The organism is Howardella ureilytica (assembly GCF_054657495.1).
The window spans coordinates 132560-150423 of sequence record NZ_BAAHYP010000002.1 but is presented as its reverse complement, the minus strand read 5'-3'; the positions used below and the strand labels follow the sequence as shown (position 1 = coordinate 150423).

18 protein-coding genes are annotated in these 17864 nt (G+C 39.6%); all 18 read left to right on the top strand.

Features of this window, described 5'->3' with window-relative positions:
* The first annotated feature begins 118 nt into the window (after window positions 1-118).
* The 18 genes from bsh (at window position 119) to ACYQ1N_RS01865 (ending at window position 17855) form a co-directional block, all read left to right on the top strand.
* Window positions 119-1096, top strand: a complete 978-nt coding sequence (gene bsh, locus ACYQ1N_RS01950) for a choloylglycine hydrolase (protein WP_459832094.1) — start codon at window positions 119-121, stop codon at window positions 1094-1096.
* Window positions 1097-1156: 60 nt separating this feature from the next.
* Window positions 1157-1645, top strand: a complete 489-nt coding sequence (locus ACYQ1N_RS01945) for a methylated-DNA--[protein]-cysteine S-methyltransferase (protein ID WP_459832092.1) — start codon at window positions 1157-1159, stop codon at window positions 1643-1645.
* Between the two features lie 149 nt (window positions 1646-1794).
* Window positions 1795-2937: an Ig-like domain-containing protein gene (locus ACYQ1N_RS01940; protein ID WP_459832090.1), complete on the top strand. Its 1143-nt coding sequence runs from the start codon at window positions 1795-1797 to the stop codon at window positions 2935-2937.
* 10 nt (window positions 2938-2947) lie between these two features.
* Window positions 2948-3472: a prealbumin-like fold domain-containing protein gene (locus tag ACYQ1N_RS01935; RefSeq protein WP_459832087.1), complete on the top strand. Its 525-nt coding sequence runs from the start codon at window positions 2948-2950 to the stop codon at window positions 3470-3472.
* 308 nt (window positions 3473-3780) lie between these two features.
* Window positions 3781-5259 (top strand): hypothetical protein, encoded by a 1479-nt coding sequence (locus ACYQ1N_RS01930; RefSeq protein ID WP_459832084.1) that lies wholly within the window; start codon window positions 3781-3783, stop codon window positions 5257-5259.
* Between the two features lie 244 nt (window positions 5260-5503).
* On the top strand, window positions 5504-6310 hold the full coding sequence (locus ACYQ1N_RS01925) for a methyltransferase domain-containing protein (RefSeq protein ID WP_459832082.1): 807 nt from the start codon (window positions 5504-5506) through the stop codon (window positions 6308-6310).
* Window positions 6311-6370: 60 nt separating this feature from the next.
* Entirely contained in the window at window positions 6371-7480 is a 1110-nt protein-coding gene (locus ACYQ1N_RS01920; RefSeq protein WP_459832080.1) for a FecCD family ABC transporter permease, read from the top strand.
* Window positions 7477-8229 carry an ABC transporter ATP-binding protein gene (locus tag ACYQ1N_RS01915; RefSeq protein ID WP_459832078.1) on the top strand — a complete coding sequence of 251 codons (753 nt, stop codon included), beginning with the start codon at window positions 7477-7479 and terminating at the stop codon, window positions 8227-8229. Before ACYQ1N_RS01920 ends, ACYQ1N_RS01915 begins: the two co-directional genes overlap by 4 nt.
* A 19-nt stretch (window positions 8230-8248) precedes the next feature.
* Window positions 8249-9397, top strand: coding sequence for an iron ABC transporter substrate-binding protein (locus tag ACYQ1N_RS01910; protein WP_459832075.1), 1149 nt, complete (start codon window positions 8249-8251; stop codon window positions 9395-9397).
* Window positions 9398-9424: 27 nt separating this feature from the next.
* Window positions 9425-9958, top strand: coding sequence for an FmdE family protein (locus tag ACYQ1N_RS01905; protein ID WP_459832073.1), 534 nt, complete (start codon window positions 9425-9427; stop codon window positions 9956-9958).
* A gap of 209 nt (window positions 9959-10167) precedes the next feature.
* The gene (locus ACYQ1N_RS01900; protein ID WP_459832071.1) at window positions 10168-10488 is read left to right on the top strand and encodes a rhodanese-like domain-containing protein; all 321 of its coding nucleotides are present in this window, start codon (window positions 10168-10170) and stop codon (window positions 10486-10488) included.
* 101 nt (window positions 10489-10589) lie between these two features.
* On the top strand, window positions 10590-11780 hold the full coding sequence (locus tag ACYQ1N_RS01895) for a coenzyme F420-0:L-glutamate ligase (RefSeq protein ID WP_459832069.1): 1191 nt from the start codon (window positions 10590-10592) through the stop codon (window positions 11778-11780).
* A gap of 90 nt (window positions 11781-11870) precedes the next feature.
* Entirely contained in the window at window positions 11871-12284 is a 414-nt protein-coding gene (locus tag ACYQ1N_RS01890) for a hypothetical protein (RefSeq protein WP_459832067.1), read from the top strand.
* Window positions 12285-12338: 54 nt separating this feature from the next.
* Window positions 12339-13067, top strand: coding sequence for a pseudouridine synthase (locus ACYQ1N_RS01885; RefSeq protein WP_459832065.1), 729 nt, complete (start codon window positions 12339-12341; stop codon window positions 13065-13067).
* 34 nt (window positions 13068-13101) lie between these two features.
* A complete protein-coding gene (locus ACYQ1N_RS01880) occupies window positions 13102-14223 on the top strand; it encodes an aldo/keto reductase (RefSeq protein WP_459832063.1) in 1122 nt (373 codons plus the stop codon).
* Between the two features lie 127 nt (window positions 14224-14350).
* Window positions 14351-15283 carry a peptide chain release factor N(5)-glutamine methyltransferase gene (gene prmC / locus ACYQ1N_RS01875; protein ID WP_459832061.1) on the top strand — a complete coding sequence of 311 codons (933 nt, stop codon included), beginning with the start codon at window positions 14351-14353 and terminating at the stop codon, window positions 15281-15283.
* Between the two features lie 97 nt (window positions 15284-15380).
* A complete protein-coding gene (gene prfA, locus ACYQ1N_RS01870; RefSeq protein WP_459832138.1) occupies window positions 15381-16454 on the top strand; it encodes a peptide chain release factor 1 in 1074 nt (357 codons plus the stop codon).
* 120 nt (window positions 16455-16574) lie between these two features.
* Complete coding sequence (locus ACYQ1N_RS01865; RefSeq protein WP_459832059.1) at window positions 16575-17855, top strand: homoserine dehydrogenase; 1281 nt, start codon at window positions 16575-16577, stop codon at window positions 17853-17855.
* Window positions 17856-17864 lie beyond the last annotated feature (9 nt).

Here is a 17864-nt window from a genome sequence, read left to right as displayed (position 1 = left end):
ATAACCCGCCGCTTATTTTGTCTTTATTAATATAAAATCAACAATAAATTTATAATTAAGTACTATAATATTAAGCAGATTGATAATTTAAATAATGTTATGACAGGAGGTGTTTGATATGTGTACATGTGCGACATATAAAACAAAAAACCACTATTTCGGACGAAACCTTGATTTGGAATTTTCGTATAATGAGACCGTTACGATTACTCCGAGAAATTTTCCGATTCCGTTCAGAACAAAGGAAACATTAAGAAATCATTATTCGATTATCGGAATGGCGTTTGTAAATAAGGGCTTTCCGTTATATTATGATGCGACGAACGAATTCGGACTTTCAATGGCCGGATTAAATTTCCCGGGAAACGGTTATTTTGAAGCTCCGAAGGAAGATGAAAAGGACAATATTTCGCCGTTTGAATTTATTCCGTGGATTCTGTCTCAGTGTCGTAATGTTGATGAGGCCGAAAAGTTAATAAAAAGAATTCGTTTGGCGGATATTCCTTTCAGCAAAGAACTTCCGATAACTCCGCTTCACTGGATGGTTGCCGACAGAGACAGGTCTGTTGTTGTAGAGTCAGTAAAAGACGGACTGCATATATATGATAATCCGGTGGGAGTAATGACAAATAATCCTACATTTGATATTCAGTTATTCAGACTTAATGATTACCGCCATGTTTCCGCTGCCGCCTCGCCGGATTCATTTGCTCCGGGTCTGTCTTTGAATGAGTACAGCCGCGGTATGGGAGGCATCGGAATACCGGGAGATCTTTCTTCGGGATCTCGTTTTGTCAAAGCCGCATTTACAAAGATGAATTCCGTTTCGGAGGATACGGAAGAATCATCGGTAAGTCAGTTTTTCCATATTCTGGGCTCAGTCGAACAACAGAGAGGATGCTGTGACCTCGGAGACGGAAAATATGAAATCACAATATATTCTTCATGCTGTAATACTGATAAAGGAATTTATTATTACAGAACATACGATAACAGCCAAATATCGGCAGTGGATATGAATAACGAAGATTTGGACGGAAATGAGCTTATATCATATCCTTTGGAGGATAAACAGCAAATTAAACGGATAAATTAAATATTTCTCTGTTATGCTCTCTTATATAGCTGATAAGATTTCTTAATCGGAGGCTTTAACATGTACCATATATATGACTACAACTCTCCGTTGGGTAAAATGATGTTGGAATCTGATGAAAAGTATTTGACGGGGATTTGGTTTTACGGCGGAAAATATTTCGGAGAATCAAATGCAAAAGAACGAACCGAAAGGTGTACTCCGGTTATTGCGGAAGCCGTCAGCTGGCTGAACAGGTACTTTAAGGGAGAAAATCCGCCTCCTTTTTCCGAGTTTCGTATGACGGGATCTGATTTTCAGGTTGCGGTATGGAAAGTTCTTCTGAGCATACCGTACGGAGAAACCGTTTCATATAGGGATATTGCCTTGAGGCTTGAACGGGAAAGGGGAGCCCGTATGTCGTGTCAGGCGGTAGGTAATGCGGTGGGGCACAACAAAATATCAATAATAATTCCCTGTCACCGCGTAATCGGAACGGACGGAAGCTTAAGGGGGTATGCCGGAGGCATTGACAGAAAGATGGCATTATTGAATTTGGAGAAGGGATAAATATTTATTATTTTAAGGTTCGACACTTTTTACGTGATGACGTATTTATTGACAAATAACATATTATGTATAATATGTTATATAAAACTATTTTGGGGATGGTTTTTGCAGTTTACATATAGATAAGTCAAAGCGTAAGGAGGATATCTATGACAAAAGGATTGAAAGCTACATGGCTGTTCCCTTTATTATTTATCATAGTGCTGTGTTGGTCTGTTATTGCAAGTACCGACAAGGTATCTGCCGCGGATTCCGTAAACGGTGATACATCCGGCGGAAGTCTGATGTGTGCAGTGGGAGATGAAGTAAACGACAAGGTGGAAAATGTTACGATCACCCATGAAAAAAGAGACTATAACGGAGCGTCAGCGGATTGGCAGGTTAATAATTACCAATATGTTTTTTTAAGAATGAAGGGTGTTATTAACAATAAGTCAGGTGAAATAAGAGAAGGAGATTATTTCACGGTTAAGTTGGACAGGAAATTGAGACCTAACGGAATTATTGATGAAAACGATGTTTCGGGACTTATTCCTTATCTTACATATGAAAAAGACGGAGAAGTTCATATGCTTGCGGTTCCTGATTACAACAGGAATACAAAAACAATAAAATATTTTTTCACAAAGGACATTGAAAATATAGCCGAAGGTGAGATTAATCTTACATTTGCGGATTTTCCGGATTTAAATGAAGTAAAGGATAACGGTAACTATTCGTTTACCAACTCATATGCCGGTAAGGATTATACATACGGCTATGACATTCTGTGGTCGGAACCGTTGCCTGAAAAAGACAGCGTCAGTGAGAAGGCGGCAAAATCAATCGCCATGATAACAAATGTAAGCATTGATTCTTCCGGCAATAATGCCGTGTATACTCACAGAGCATACGGTGAGATTTATAATGCGGATGACAATGATGAAATGTCGATAACATGGAACGGAAGCGCCGAATTTACGGATAATACAAAGTTGAAAATCTATGGGTTGACGGGACAAAATGTTGACAGTTTCGGTGTCGATACTTCGAATTTAGAAAACGTAACGGATAAATTCCGATTTACGCGTACGGGTGCAAAATCCGTTGCATATGACGCAAAAATCGGAGATGTTGGATACAGAGCATTTTTGGTGGAATTGGAGAATCCGTTTAATCTTAATGACGGTATAACTTCTCATGTCGGATTTAAGATACAGGGCGGCAGAGATGCGGGAGTAACAACATTTATTGCAAAAGAATATTTTGAAAATGCAAGGGCGGCAATAGTTAACAGATATCCCGTGTCGTGAAGTGCGTCAGTTGGAAATTACAAAGGTTGATTCCAAAGACAATTCCAAAACTTTGCCGGGAGCTCATTTTGACCTTTATGAAATAAAAGACGGTGAAATGAGTACGGTTCCTTTAAAAAGTCTTGTGACTGACAGTGACGGAAAAATATTTATTGACGAAATTGATTACGATAAAAAATATGCGCTGGTTGAAACAAAGGCTCCGGAAGGGTATGTGATCGACAATACCCCTACGGAAATAGATCCGGAAAAACTCGGTAAAGATACGGCAACCGTAAGTATTGTCGTAAAGAACAGTCCTGAGGGCGGGACAGGGGAAGAGCCGCCGGCTCCGTCTCCGTCTGATCCGTTGCCGCCGGAGCCTTCGGATAAAACCGTCGGAAACAACGGCTTGGAATTAAAGAATACAACGGTAAGTCCTTCAACGGGTGACAGACAAAATACCGTTTTCTATGTATATACAGCCGTAATTTCCGTTGCGATTGCTGCAGTAGGCTTACTTGTAATAAAAAATAAAATGAATAAAAGTAAATAAGAGAAATTAAAATTTTAAAATAAAAAGTTTGGGAAAGCGATTATAGGGTATTAACCAAAATTTTTCAGGCAGAGACATACCGATATGAAGGAATGTCTCTGCTTTTTATATAAATTTTATATAATATTAACAGAACATATAAATAATAAAAAATATCGATTGAGTATATAATAATATATATTATTATATACATAGGGATAAATGTTAAGACTAAATCGACATGTTGTAATGTTTTTTGTTCTAACAGATTTGTTTTGGGGAAGGAAGTGTGTAACATGAATATGTTTTCAAAAAAGGGGAGAACCGTTATGTTAACGGCAGCAGCAACAGGAGTAACATTCGGAGCAACTATGTTTGCACCGGTAATACCTGCTTTTGCCGAGACTGTAACGGTAAAAACTGCTGACGAGCTTAAAAATGCTCTTAATAACGGAGCGGATTCCATAGTAGTAGGTTCCGACATAGAAGGTTCTTTTGAGGTAAAGAGTGATACATCCATAGATCTCGGAGGCAATACAGTTAACTCATCGGGACATGCATTTATCGTGGATAAGGGTGCCAATGCTACAATCACCAACGGTACAATTACGGCGGGGAATAAAGATGCTGCGGTATACAATAACGGATATACTACATTAAACGTTAATATAACACGTACGACTTCAGGTTCGAACTCATACTATGCAATTCTTAATCACGGTGAAATGACCATTAACGGAGGAACGATTCAGGCTCCGGAGGACAGCAAGTCCAGCCTTATAGAAAACGGATATTACAGTTACAAGAGCACAGATCCGAACTCCGGACATGTTGAAGGTGTTAATGCGGCAGAGCCTACACTTACAATTAACGACGGAAACTTTTCCGGCGGTTTGATAGGTATAAAGACAGATGAAGGCGGTGTAACAACCATTAATGACGGAAAGTTTACCAACAGTGACGTTGTGGTTCAGAACTGGAACAAGACCACGATTAATGGCGGTGAATTTGAGTCAACGGGACCGGAAGCCATTCTCTATTCAGGATTATATAACGATAAGACCGCAGGCGAGTTAAATATTGAGGGTGGTAAGTTTACAGGTGCTTCTCTTGTAGCTGCAAGCGATCAATATACAAAAGGTGCAAGTGTTACTTTAAACAATGCCGACATTACGGGAGTCGATAAGTTATTTAACAGAGATACAACCGAAAATAAACCGACATTGGATGCCGGAGAAAATAATGAACTGCCTCAGGTTACATCAGCTGAGGTTCATGATGTTATTAACTGGGATGACAAGGATGACCAAGACGGAGTAAGACCTACGGTTGAGCAGATAAAGAGAATGTTAACGGTTAAGGATAAAAACGGCAATCCTTTAAATGCAACCATAGATGTAACGGTTGATCCGGATAATCCAAACAGATATTTAATAACATTTGTATACAGCGCCGATAAGTTTAACAGTGACGGAAGTCCTGCAGAGCTTCCGGATGGCGTAGAGCTTACATTTGACAAAGATGAACTCAAAAATGCGGGATATACCGTTGGTTATGACGGAAACCTCAGGACGTTTTCTCATATTCCGGAAGTTGTAGAGACGGAAGAAACCGAAAAAACCGATACTAAGGAAACAGAGAGCGACGTTGAATTGAAAAAGGCGGATGATGTTTCATATTCAACATCGACTGCAGTAAGCCCTAAAACAGGCGACAAATCAACCGTTGCATTATATACTTTAATTGCGGTATCTGCAGCGGGAGCATGTGCAGTTGCCTGGACAATTAAAAGAAAACTTGAGAAATAATACATTTTAATTTCGAGTAAAACCGTGTAGTGGGAAAAGACCATATAAAGCATTTTGAAAATGCTTTATATGGTCTTTTTTATTTTCTTATAGGATATTCAGATTTCCGTGACGGATGTAACAATTATATTACAAATGAAGGCGGTATATTATTTAACAATTTATCCCATGTGGGGGCATCCCCGGGGATATCTTTTATACGATACTGTTAAATATGTTAATTAATCGGAAAGGAGAGACAATTATGGATTTGTCGTATATTAAAGAGCATTGGACAAAGCGCGTAAATAATGACAGATTGTCATGTATTAACGCATGGAACAGTTCGGCTAAAGATTATATTTACGACGGTTCGGTAAATTTTGAAAATAATTCTTTTTTAAAATTTATGCGGGATAAAGTTAAATTTACATCCGAAATGAATGTTTTGGACATAGGCTGCGGTGCGGGAGCATACTCTGTCGCCGTGGCACCGAAAGTCAGAAAAGTCGTGGGGGTGGATTTTTCCCCGGAGATGTTAAAAGAGGCAAAATCCGCGGCTGAGCGTAACGGAATAAGTAACGCGGAATTTATAAGACGCGATTGGTATTATTGCGACGAAAACGAATTCAAATCGCAATATGATATTGTATTTGCGCATACGACGCCTGCAATTTCCGATTATAACTCATTAATGAAAATGATGTACGCCTCAAGAAAATATTGTTTTTTATGCATGCCGGCAAGACGAAGCGATGAAATACTCGACAGCCTGAGACTGATGCTCGGAATGAAAAAACCTAATACGGATGAATCTGCGGCTTTTATATTTGATACCGTTTGGCTGAACGGTTGTAATCCGGAAACTGTTTATGAGAATAAAATATGGAACTCAAGGAAAACCTTTGATGATGCGGTGACGTGGTATCTGGGAAGGCTTAAAGAAGAAAAATGTTTAAATGAGAAGGAAGAAGAATCTGTTATACGCTTTCTTTCCAATGTGAGCATTAACGGTTATGTTTCGGAAACAATTAAAACCACTCTTGTCAGTTTTTTCTGGGAATTTAAGTAACGGTAAATACAAAATGTCTGTTACGAAACATGAAAATTTTGTAATTACATGGAGGTAAGTGTGGCAATAAGAGAAAAAGAATTAGGCGAAATTCGTGAAAATATAATTGAAAACAACGGAGGAATATGTGCATATCACCGTTCAATACGAAAGAAATGGATTATTATCGCAGGAATGGCTGTTGCTGTATTGTTCTTCATGATTATATCCGTTAATGCAGGTTCGACCGCCATGTCTCCGTTAGATGTGTTAAAGACTGTTGTGGGAGCGGGAGATGAAAGAGGATTTATTGTTGTATGGATGCTCAGAATGCCGAGAGTTATCGGAGCTGTTACGGCAGGAGCCGGACTTGCCGTTGCCGGATGCGTGATGCAAACATGTTTAAAAAATCCTTTGGCATCACCGTCTACATTGGGAGTTACATCTGCAGCAACCTTCGGAGCAAACGTGGCAATAATTATTTTCGGTGCCGGTACCGTAATGAGTTCTGCTTCAGAGGCTGTTGCAATAGGCAACCCGTATATTGTCAGCGTATGTGCATTTGTATTTTCGACAGCCGCAATTTTTTTGATTTTATCACTTTCAAAATTAAGAGGTTTTTCTCCGGAATCCATTGTATTGGCAGGTACCGCTCTCAGTGCACTGTTCGGCGCCGGGACTACGGTTATCCAATATTTCGGAGATGAAATAAGGATAGCCGCGGCAGTATTTTGGACTTTCGGAGACCTTGGCCGTATTTCGTGGACGGAGAATGCTATTTTGGGAATTATCACGGCGATATGCATTATTTATTTTATGATGATGCGCTGGAATTATAACGCTCTGTCAAACGGCGAAGATACGGCTAAGAGTTTGGGAGTAAAGACGGCAAGAGTCAGATTTTTGGGACTTATGGCCGCATCGCTTCTAACCGCAATATCGGTTTCATTTATGGGAACCATAGGATTTATAGGACTGATAGCTCCGCAAATTATGAAACGGGTTTTGGGCTCGGATCACAGATTCCTCATTCCGGCTTCGGCGTTGATGGGAAGTATTCTTCTGTTGGTTGCGGATACATTTGCAAGATCCGTAATGTCACCTATTGTACTGCCGGTGGGAGCAATAACCTCACTGCTCGGAGCACCCGTGTTTTTTTATATGTTGTTAAGAGGAAAACGGAAGAAATGAATTTAGAAGTAAAAAATCTTAAATTCTCATACGGACATCACGAAATAGTAAAGGATATCTCGTTTTATGCGGAGACCGGGGAATTGGTTGCGGTTCTCGGAGTTAACGGAGTCGGAAAATCGACAATGATAAAGTGTATAAACAAAATACATAAACCTGATTCCGGCGAAATATTGATAAAAGGAACCGACATTTCCGCCATGGGAAGCAACGAACTGGCAAGGAATATCGGATATGTTCCCCAAAGCAGTGAATTTGCTGACGGTACGGTATTTGATTCGGTTTTGCTGGGGCGAAAACCGTTTATTAAATGGGACGTTACGGAAAAAGATCTGGAGACCGTACATGAAATATTGCACTTATTGTCTTTGCAGAAATACGCAATGAGAAACGTAACGGAACTCTCCGGAGGAGAAAGGCAGAAAGTTGCAATAGCCAGAGCGTTGGCTCAGCAGACGCCTGTATTACTGTTTGATGAGCCGACAAGTAATCTTGATTTAAAGAATCAGTTGGAAGTATTGAAAATTATAAAGAATATTGTAAAAGATAAGGCACTTTCTGCAGTGGTTGTCATACATGATTTGAATCTTGCTTTAAGATTTGCGGATAAATTTCTCATAATACGGGAAGGAAGAGTATATGATTTCGGCGGAGATGAGATTGTAAACGAAAGAAGTATATCCGAAGTTTACGGAGTTTCTGCATCTGTTATTGTTCATGACGGATGCAGAATAGTAGTGCCACAGTGAGTTTAAAAAGGAGATAAGTATGAATAAAAATAAGCTTTTTGCGGTTGCTTTGACGGTATGTGCGGCTTTACCGCTTGCCGCCTGCGGTTCCGGTAAAGAATCGTCAACGGAAAGTAAAGCGGTCTCTGAATCAGGTGCGGAAAACAAAGAAGATTACGAAGTAACGGATATGCTTGGGAGAAAGGTTAAGATTCCGGGTAATGCATCTAAATATGCCTGTATAGGCGCAGGAGCACTTCGTATGTATACATACGTTGCCGATGACAAAAACCTGGTTGGGGTTGAAGATGTCGAACTTTCCTGGGGAGAGAAAGGGCGCCCTTATAATATGTCAATTCCTAATTTAAAAGAACTTCCGGTAATAGGTCCGGGAGGTCCGGGCAACGGTCCTAATGCAGAGGCTTTGTTTGCCGCAAAACCCGATGTGATTTTCACCGGATATAATACGGATATTTCAAGTGTTAACGAGTTACAGGAAAAAACGGGAATTCCCGTTGTGGCAATAAGTTACGGAAAGGGTAAGACCGGTGCGGGTAAAATATTCGACCGTAATATTTACGATTCCATATCTCTTGTGGGAAAGATAACAGGTAATGAGGATAGGGCGAATGATGTTGTAAGTTACATTCAGGCAGCAAAGACGGATTTGGAGAAACGTACGGAAAATGTGAATCCGGTAAGAGTATATCTGGGAGCGCAGTCATTTAAAGGGGCACACGGCATCGAGAGCACAACCGGAGATTATGAGATATTCGATGTTTTAAAAGCAAAAAATGTCGTAAATGAAAAAGGTATAAACGATTACATTATGCTTGATAAAGAAACTGTTTTGGAGTTGGATCCGGAGGTTATTATATTGGATGCCGGCGGAATGTCTCTTGTAAAGGAAGATTATAATAACAATCCCGATTTCTATAAATCACTGTCAGCAGTAAGAAACGGCAAAACATATATACAAATGCCGTTTAATAATTACATAACCAATATAGATATTGCCCTTGCGGATGCGTATTATACAGGCAAGGTATTGTATCCGGATGCATTTTCAGATATTGATCCGGCTGAGAAGTTTGACGAGATAACGCAATATCTTCTCGGCATTAACGCATATGAAAAAATTGCTTCACAATATCACGGGGGATATCAACAGGCAAATTTTGATAAATAATGATTAAAATACGAAAGGGGGATATTTATGGTTAATAAAGAGAAACTTTGGGAGAGAGCCGCGGACTTTCACGGACATGTATGCGGTGGATTAACGATAGGATACAAAGCCTCTCTGTATGCCGCTGATTTATTAAATTTAAATTTTTCGAATGACGAAGAAATAGTTTGTATCGCAGAAAATGATGCATGCGGCTGTGACGCAATACAGTCTGTATTGGGATGCAGCGTGGGAAAAGGCAACCTTCTGTTTCATATGAGGGGTAAACAGGCGTTTTCGTTTTATAACAGAAAAACAGGTAAATCGGTTCGCCTTGTTTTAAAGGACAAGCCTGAAGGTATGACAAAGGAAGAGAGTTTTGAGTATTACCGGGGATGTGAGCCTGAAGAGATGTTTGACGTAAAAGAAACAACCATAAAGCTTCCGACGCAGGCAAAGCTTTTTGATTCATATAAATGTGAATGCTGCGGTGAAGTAACCGGAGCAAATTGGATAAGAATACAAAACGGAAAGAAAGTTTGCTTAGACTGTTATGATCACTATGACCGTTTTAATGTATAATCCGTTACACTGTGTAAAAAAGTGCCGTATCAGGTGTTTTGTAAATTGACACCGTTTTTGAATTTATATACTTTCAGAATATGATCTTTATATGAAATATTTATGTCATTCAATGTGACTATGTCACTGAAGAGCATATATGAATAAGATAATCTTTAGTAAATAAAAAATAACAATATTTAATTTGAAAGTATACGGAGGAAATAAAAATGGGTTTCTTTGGATTTTCAAGACAACCTGACATTAACACGGGTGTGGCTGAATATAAGAATACGGAAGGAGCGGTACTTGTGGATGTAAGGAACATCGGCGAGTATGCCGCCGGACACATAGAGGGAAGTATTAATGTTCCGTTACAGTTTATAACGGATATAAAAGGAAGAGTAACGGATCTTAATACTCCGCTGTTTGTATATTGTCTGAGCGGAGGACGAAGTGAGCAGGCCGCTTTATTGCTGAAGAGAATCGGATACACCAATGTCAAAAACATAGGCGGAATCAATTCCTATACAGGCATGGTCGTGAGATAATAATCAATAACCAAAATAATTACTGCCATGAAATTGCATTGAAAAAGTGCAGAAATCGTGGTAGTATTTTTGTTGTTGATTTTTAGTAAAAGAGGATGCATATGGAAAGAATTACTGGAACTATTTCACGAGGATTGCGTGCGCCGATTATCAAGCAGGGAGATGATTTAAAGAATATCCTTGTAGATACCGTATTAAAGGCGCAGGAACAGAATGAATTCACTATCGGAGATAAGGACATTATAGCCCTTACGGAGTCAATACTTGCAAGAAGCCAGGGCAATTATTGTACGGTTGACGACATTGCGAGCGATGTAAAAGATAAATTCGGAGATAGTACAATAGGTGTTATTTTCCCGATTTTAAGCAGAAATCGTTTTGCGATTGTTTTAAGAGGCTTTGCCAGAGGTGCTAAGAAGATTGTTCTTCAATTGGGATATCCGTCTGATGAAGTAGGTAATCATTTGGTTGACTATGATGCGTTGGACGCAGCGGGAGTCGATCCTTACGAAGATGTTCTTACGGAAGATGAATTTGTAGAGAAGTTCGGAAGACCTCGTCATACATTTACGGGTGTTGACTACGTGTCTTATTATAAAGATATTATTCAGTCAGAGGGATGTGAAGTAGAGATTATTTTCGCGAATAAACCGAAAGCGATTCTTTCATATACAGACTGTGTTTTAAATTGTGACATTCATACGAGATTTCGTACAAAACGTTTATTAACGAGTGCGGGAGCAAAAAAAGTATACGGTATGGATGATATTATGACGGCTCCGAGAAACGGAAGCGGTTATAATGACAAGTACGGATTGCTCGGATCAAATAAGGCAACTGAAGAATCCATAAAGTTATTCCCTATTAACTGTATGGAATTTGTGGAATCCGTTCAAAAGCTTATGTTTGAAAAAACAGGTAAACTTGTTGAAGTAATGGTATACGGTGACGGAGCATTTAAAGACCCTATCGGAAAGATATGGGAACTTGCGGATCCTGTTGTATCTCCCGGATATACCGACGGACTTGAAGGAGCGCCGAATGAGCTTAAGCTTAAGTATCTTGCGGATAACAAGTATGCTGACTTAAAGGGCGAGGAGCTTAAGGAAGCAATTAAAAAATCTATTACGGAAAAAGACTCTCAACTTAAAGGTCAGATGGCTTCAGAGGGAACAACACCCCGCAGATTGGCAGATTTAGTCGGTTCCCTGGCGGATCTTACATCAGGTTCCGGTGATAAAGGTACACCATTTGTATATATTCAGGGATACTTTGATAATTATACAGACTAATATTTAACAAAATCACTTTTTCGCGTAATTGAATTTTATTAAGCGGAGAAGTGATTTTTTTTGCTCTATGGGTAATATGGGAGGAATTTTATGACAGTTGCACAGATTATTGTTGTTATTGTGGCATCTGCGGCCGGATTTGCAGGTATAATGCTGAGCTTATATGTTAAAAAACATAATAAGGATTTTGAAGAATTTAAAGTAGAGGATGACACATTGTACTTTTCCAAAGGACTCGGCGCGTTCAGAAAGACAAAAAGCGTAAAAAGAGAAGATGTTTCCGAAGTCAGGTTCGAAATAAAGACTAATAAGAGAAACAGCTACGGTGTTGCGCTTATCATCAGAAAGAACGGATTAAAACCCGTTAAATGTACATTCTCAAGTGCCATGTACTACAAAGAAGATAAAATGGTAAACTCAATTGACGATATGGAGTTGACCGTCGAAATGGTAATGAGATATTTAAGACAGAATAAGTTCATATGCAGAAAAATTGTTCAATGAGTCAGATGATTTTAATAAAACAACAAAGGTCGTTTTATTTTACGGGAGAATGGCATGCGTTTAGATAAATACCTGGCTGATATGGGTCTCGGTACACGAAGTGAACTGAAGAAAGCCATAAGAAAAGGAGCCGCCCGTGTAAACGGTGTTGCGGAAAAGGATCCGGGGGCGTCTGTATCTCCTGAAGATAATATATTTTGGTATGACGAGCCGGTAGAGTATGAAGCTTTTGCATATTATATGTTGAATAAGCCTGCGGGCACGGTCTCCGCTACGGAAGACAGTAAGCATAAAACGGTGACGGATTTAATTTACGAATACGAAGAGTCGGAAGATAAGGTCAACGTAACGGTCAGAAAAGACTTATTTCCCGTCGGAAGGCTTGATATAGATACGGAGGGTCTGCTTATTATTACAAATGACGGTGAATTGGCACACAAGTTATTGTCTCCTAAGCGCCACGTGGATAAGACTTACTTTGTACGCCTTGACAAAGCCGCCACATCGGATGATGCAGAGCTTTTTGCAAATGGGTTCAGAGTTGACGATGAGCTTACGGCAATGCCTTCAAAGCTTGATATTCTTCCTGGTAAAAACGAAGCATTAATAACCGTTCGGGAGGGGAAGTTTCATCAGGTTAAAAGGATGTTTTCGTCCGTGGGAAAAGAAGTTACATATCTTAAAAGAATTTCTATGGGGCCGATAGCGCTTGATGAGTCGCTTCCGGTTGGATCATGCAGAAGACTGACTGAAAATGAAATTGCTTTATTGAAAAATACATAAGTATAACATTTATAAATACCGAGAGGGTGATAATATGTCAGAGACGGAAAAGAAAGAAACGGGTAAACTCGGATTTGGTCTGATGAGGCTGCCGAGGAGGTTATTCAGCACGGATATACCTCAAACAAAGAAAATGGTTGATATGTTTATGGCGGCGGGATTCACATATTTTGATACGGCTCACATTTATCCGGGATCCGAAAAGGCGACAAAAAAAGCTCTTGTTGACAGATATCCGAGAGAATCTTTTACCCTCGCAACAAAGCTTTTTGCCGCATTATCTCCAACGGCAAAAATGGCAAAGCAGCAGTTTTATACAAGTCTTGAGCGTACAGGAGCAGGCTATTTTGACCATTACCTGTTACATTCTCTTATGGGATTTAATTATAACAGGTATGAGAAGCTTGGAATTTGGGAATTTGCCGAAGAGCAAAAGGCAAAGGGCCTGATTAAACATATCGGATTCTCTTTTCACGACGGACCGGAACTGCTTGATGAATTACTGGAAAAACATCCGGATGTGGATTTTGTACAACTGCAGATTAACTATGCGGATTGGGAGAATCCGTCGGTATCTTCGAGAGCCAATTATGAAGTTGCGCGTAAGCACGGTAAGTCAATTGTTGTAATGGAACCGGTAAAGGGCGGGAAGCTTGCAAACCCTCCGGAAAAGGTACGTGAATTATTTGATTCATATGCTCCTAATATGTCATATGCTTCATGGGCCATAAGATTTGCAGCATCATTGGACGGGATTTTAACCGTTTTATCCGGCATGTCAGACGTGAAACAAATGGCTGACAATTTGTCATACATGAAGGATTTTAAGCCGTTAAACGACGAAGAGAGGGAAATAATAAGAAAGGCCAGAGAAATCATCGGCAAATCTTCTCTTATTCCATGTACGGGATGTGGTTATTGTGTGGAAGGCTGCCCTAAAAACATACCTATTCCGGATATATTCGAAGCCATGAATAAAAGGCTGGGTAACGGTTTGATTGACGAAGCGAAGAGAGATTACGGAAATGCCGTAAAAGGAAAGGGAAGGGCAGATGAGTGTATTGCCTGCGGAAAGTGCGAACAGGTATGTACTCAGCATATAGATATTATTAATCAGCTTAAGATCTGCTCCTCAAATTTTGAAAATATTAACTGACAGTGTATTATATAATATAATCGGTCGAGTTAAAAATACATTTTGTTTTGACCCTGTAAAGCATTGCTTTGCAGGGTTATTGTTAAAAATGGGCAATGATTATATTATACGCAAATCGGGTAGTTTTATGGAAAATTTGACTTTAAATACATTAAAAAACGCAAAAAACAGTATAGAGCAATTTCTTTTGTCTGAATCTGTTGTATCAGACAGGTTTGAAGCTTCATCCGAAGCATCGATTATTCTGTGTGAAATTCATAAATGCAAAAAAGCGGACATTGTATTTAATCCTGAGGATGAACTTAATGATGATGAGATCAGACAAATAAACGAAGTGATCGGGAAAAGAAAAGAGAGGATTCCTCTGCAGTATATATTCGGGAAAGCGCCGTTTTACGGAAGGGAATTCAAAGTAACAGCCGACACACTCATACCCAGATTTGACACGGAAGTATTGGTTGAATATACGCTGGATATTATCCGATCATATATTGCAGACGTTTGGAATGGTGAAGGTACATTAAATGTATTGGATATGTGTACGGGATCGGGGTGTATTATAATAACCTTGGCAAAGGAACTTGAAAAAATGTCTGATATACATTTTGCGGCGACGGATATAGATCATAATACATTAAACGTGGCCCGTGAAAATGCAAAGAATCTCGGAGCAGAAGTAATGTTCATAGAGAGTGACATTTTTAAATCAGATTACTTTAAAAATAAAGAAAACAGTATTGACATATTGGTATCCAATCCGCCGTATATTACTGAGGAAGTCATAAAAACCCTCGAGCCGGAAGTAAAACATGAACCGTATAAGGCACTTTACGGCGGAGAAGACGGATTGTACTTCTACAGAAAAATAGCCGAAGAAGCATATGACAGAATAAAAGACAACGGAAGTCTTGTATTTGAAGTGGGATATGACGAAGGAGAAAGCGTATGCGACATATTAAAGAAAGCCGGTTATGTGAATATTGAGATTATAAAGGATCTTGCAGGAAATGACAGAGTCGTAACCGGAACAAAGCAATGTAAAATAACCTCACATACATAGGTGCTGCATATATTGAAGTCCGGAATGTGAATAATTCGCATTTTAATGTAAAAGCACATAAATCATTTCGTTATATAAAAGGAGATATAAGATGGATATATATGGTAAGTTATCAGACCTTGAACATAAATATGAGGATATTGTGCATGAATTATCCCTTGAGGGAGCGGCAAACGATACAAAAAGGTTCACGGAACTGTGCAAAAAACAGGGCGAATTGGAGCCCATAGTAAACACGTATAATAAATATAAAAAAAACAAGGAGTTGGAAGCGGAAAGCCTTGAGATTATTTCGACCGAAAAGGACGCGGACATGATTGCGCTTGCAAAGGAAGACTTATCAACGGCAAGAGTAAATATGCATGAACTTGAAAATGAATTAAAGATTTTACTTATTCCGAAAGACCCAAACGACGATAAAAATATCATTGTGGAAATAAGAGCAGGAGCAGGCGGAGAAGAAGCGGCTTTGTTTGCGAACAGTTTGTATAGAATGTATACACATTTTGCGGAGAAAAGGGGATGGAAAACGGAACTGCTTTCATATGAAGATACAGGTATAGGCGGAATGAAAGAAGTCGAATTTATGGTAAAAGGTTCGGGAGTCTATTCCATTCTGAAATACGAAAGCGGCGTTCACAGAGTACAAAGAGTACCGGAGACGGAAACAGGCGGACGAATCCACACTTCAACGGCTACCGTTGCAATTATGCCTGAGGCGGAGCCGGAAGATGTGGTTCTCAATGAAAAGGATTACCGTATAGATGTCATGCGTGCTTCCGGAAACGGAGGGCAGTGTGTAAATACCACGGACTCCGCCGTTCGCCTTACACATTATCCCACGGGTATAGTGATATATTCTCAGACCGAGAAATCACAAATACAAAACAAAGCAAAGGCATTTGCTCTTCTGTATGCTAAGTTAAATGCTCTTGCAATCGCCGAAGCTCACGAAAAGGAAGCAAGCGAAAGGAAATCCCAGGTAGGAACCGGAGACAGATCCGAAAAAATCAGAACATATAATTTTCCTCAGGGAAGAGTTACGGATCACAGAATAAAGATGACGCTTTACAAAATCGATCAGGTCATGGACGGAGATCTTGACGAAATTATTGACGCATTGATTGCCGATGACAGGGCCAAGAAACTCGCAGGCAGTGAAAATGAGTAACATTTCAAACGGTAAAGATTTATTTTGTTAAAATCTCCATATAATGTATAATAAAAAGGATTTTAACATCATTTTTTTAAATTAAAGGCACATTTACACTTACGCTTATTAGGAGGAAAAATGAGTACAGTTATAAATGCAGCGCTTTTGGGAGCGGGTACGGTAGGCGGAGGTCTTTACAGACTTCAGAGCATAATGAGTGAAGAAATAGAAAAAAGAGTCGGAGCAAGACTTAATATTAAAAAGGTACTTGTAAGAGATACAGCTAAAAAAAGAGAAGGTATCGACAGTGAAGTAATGACATCCGACTGGAATGAAATTATCAACGACCCTGAAATTCAAATCGTGATAGAACTCATGGGCGGCACAACCCTTGCAAGGGAAAGAATCCTGGAAGCTTTGGAAGCGGGAAAGAACGTAGTAACGGCCAATAAAGATTTAATTGCCGAACACGGCGAAGAGATATTCGAAAAAGCACGGGAAAAAGGCTTGGATATCCAATTTGAAGCAGCCGTTGCGGGAGCGATTCCGATTATTCGCCCTATTATGCAAAATATGGACGGTGATAACATTACGGAAGTTATGGGTATCGTAAACGGAACGACCAACTATATTTTAACAAAGATGGCAGAAGAAGGTTTAAGCTATGAAAAGGCACTTGCGGACGCCACTGAGTTGGGATATGCGGAAGCGGACCCTACGGCAGACGTTGAAGGTATAGATGCCGCAAGAAAAGTGGCGATTATTTCACAGCTTATATTCCACTCAAATGTTACTCTCGATGATGTTTATAAAGAAGGAATAAGCAATATAACAAGCGATGATATCAGTTATGCAAAAGATTTCGGTTATGTTATCAAACTTGTCGGAACATCCAAGATGACAAACGGAAAAATAGAGGCAAGAGTTCATCCGTTACTTATAGAAGAAAAGCATCCTCTTGCGGGAGTACGCGATTCATTTAATGCCGTATATGTATTGGGCGACGCTCTTGACGCAGCCATGTTTATGGGCAGGGGAGCAGGTGATATGCCTACTGCCAGCGCTGTACTCGGAGACGTTCTTGATGTAATGAGAAATATTATGAACAATTGCACAAACAGGGTTCCGGTAAATTATTACAACAATTTTGAAGTAATGCCTATCGATAATGTTGAAAGCAGATTTTTCCTTAAGACGGTTGTTGAAGATAAACCGGGCGTTCTTGCACTTATAGCGGGAGATATGGGAGAAAACGGAGTAAGTGTTAAGAAGGTTGTTCAAAAGAATGCGAGAGACGGCGTGGCAGATCTTGTATTTATAACAGACAGTGTCGAAGAGAGTAAATTCATGTCATTTGTCAACGCGATCAAACAGCTTGAATGTGTTAAGGAAATTTCAAGTATTATCAGAGTTAAGTAAGAAAACGGC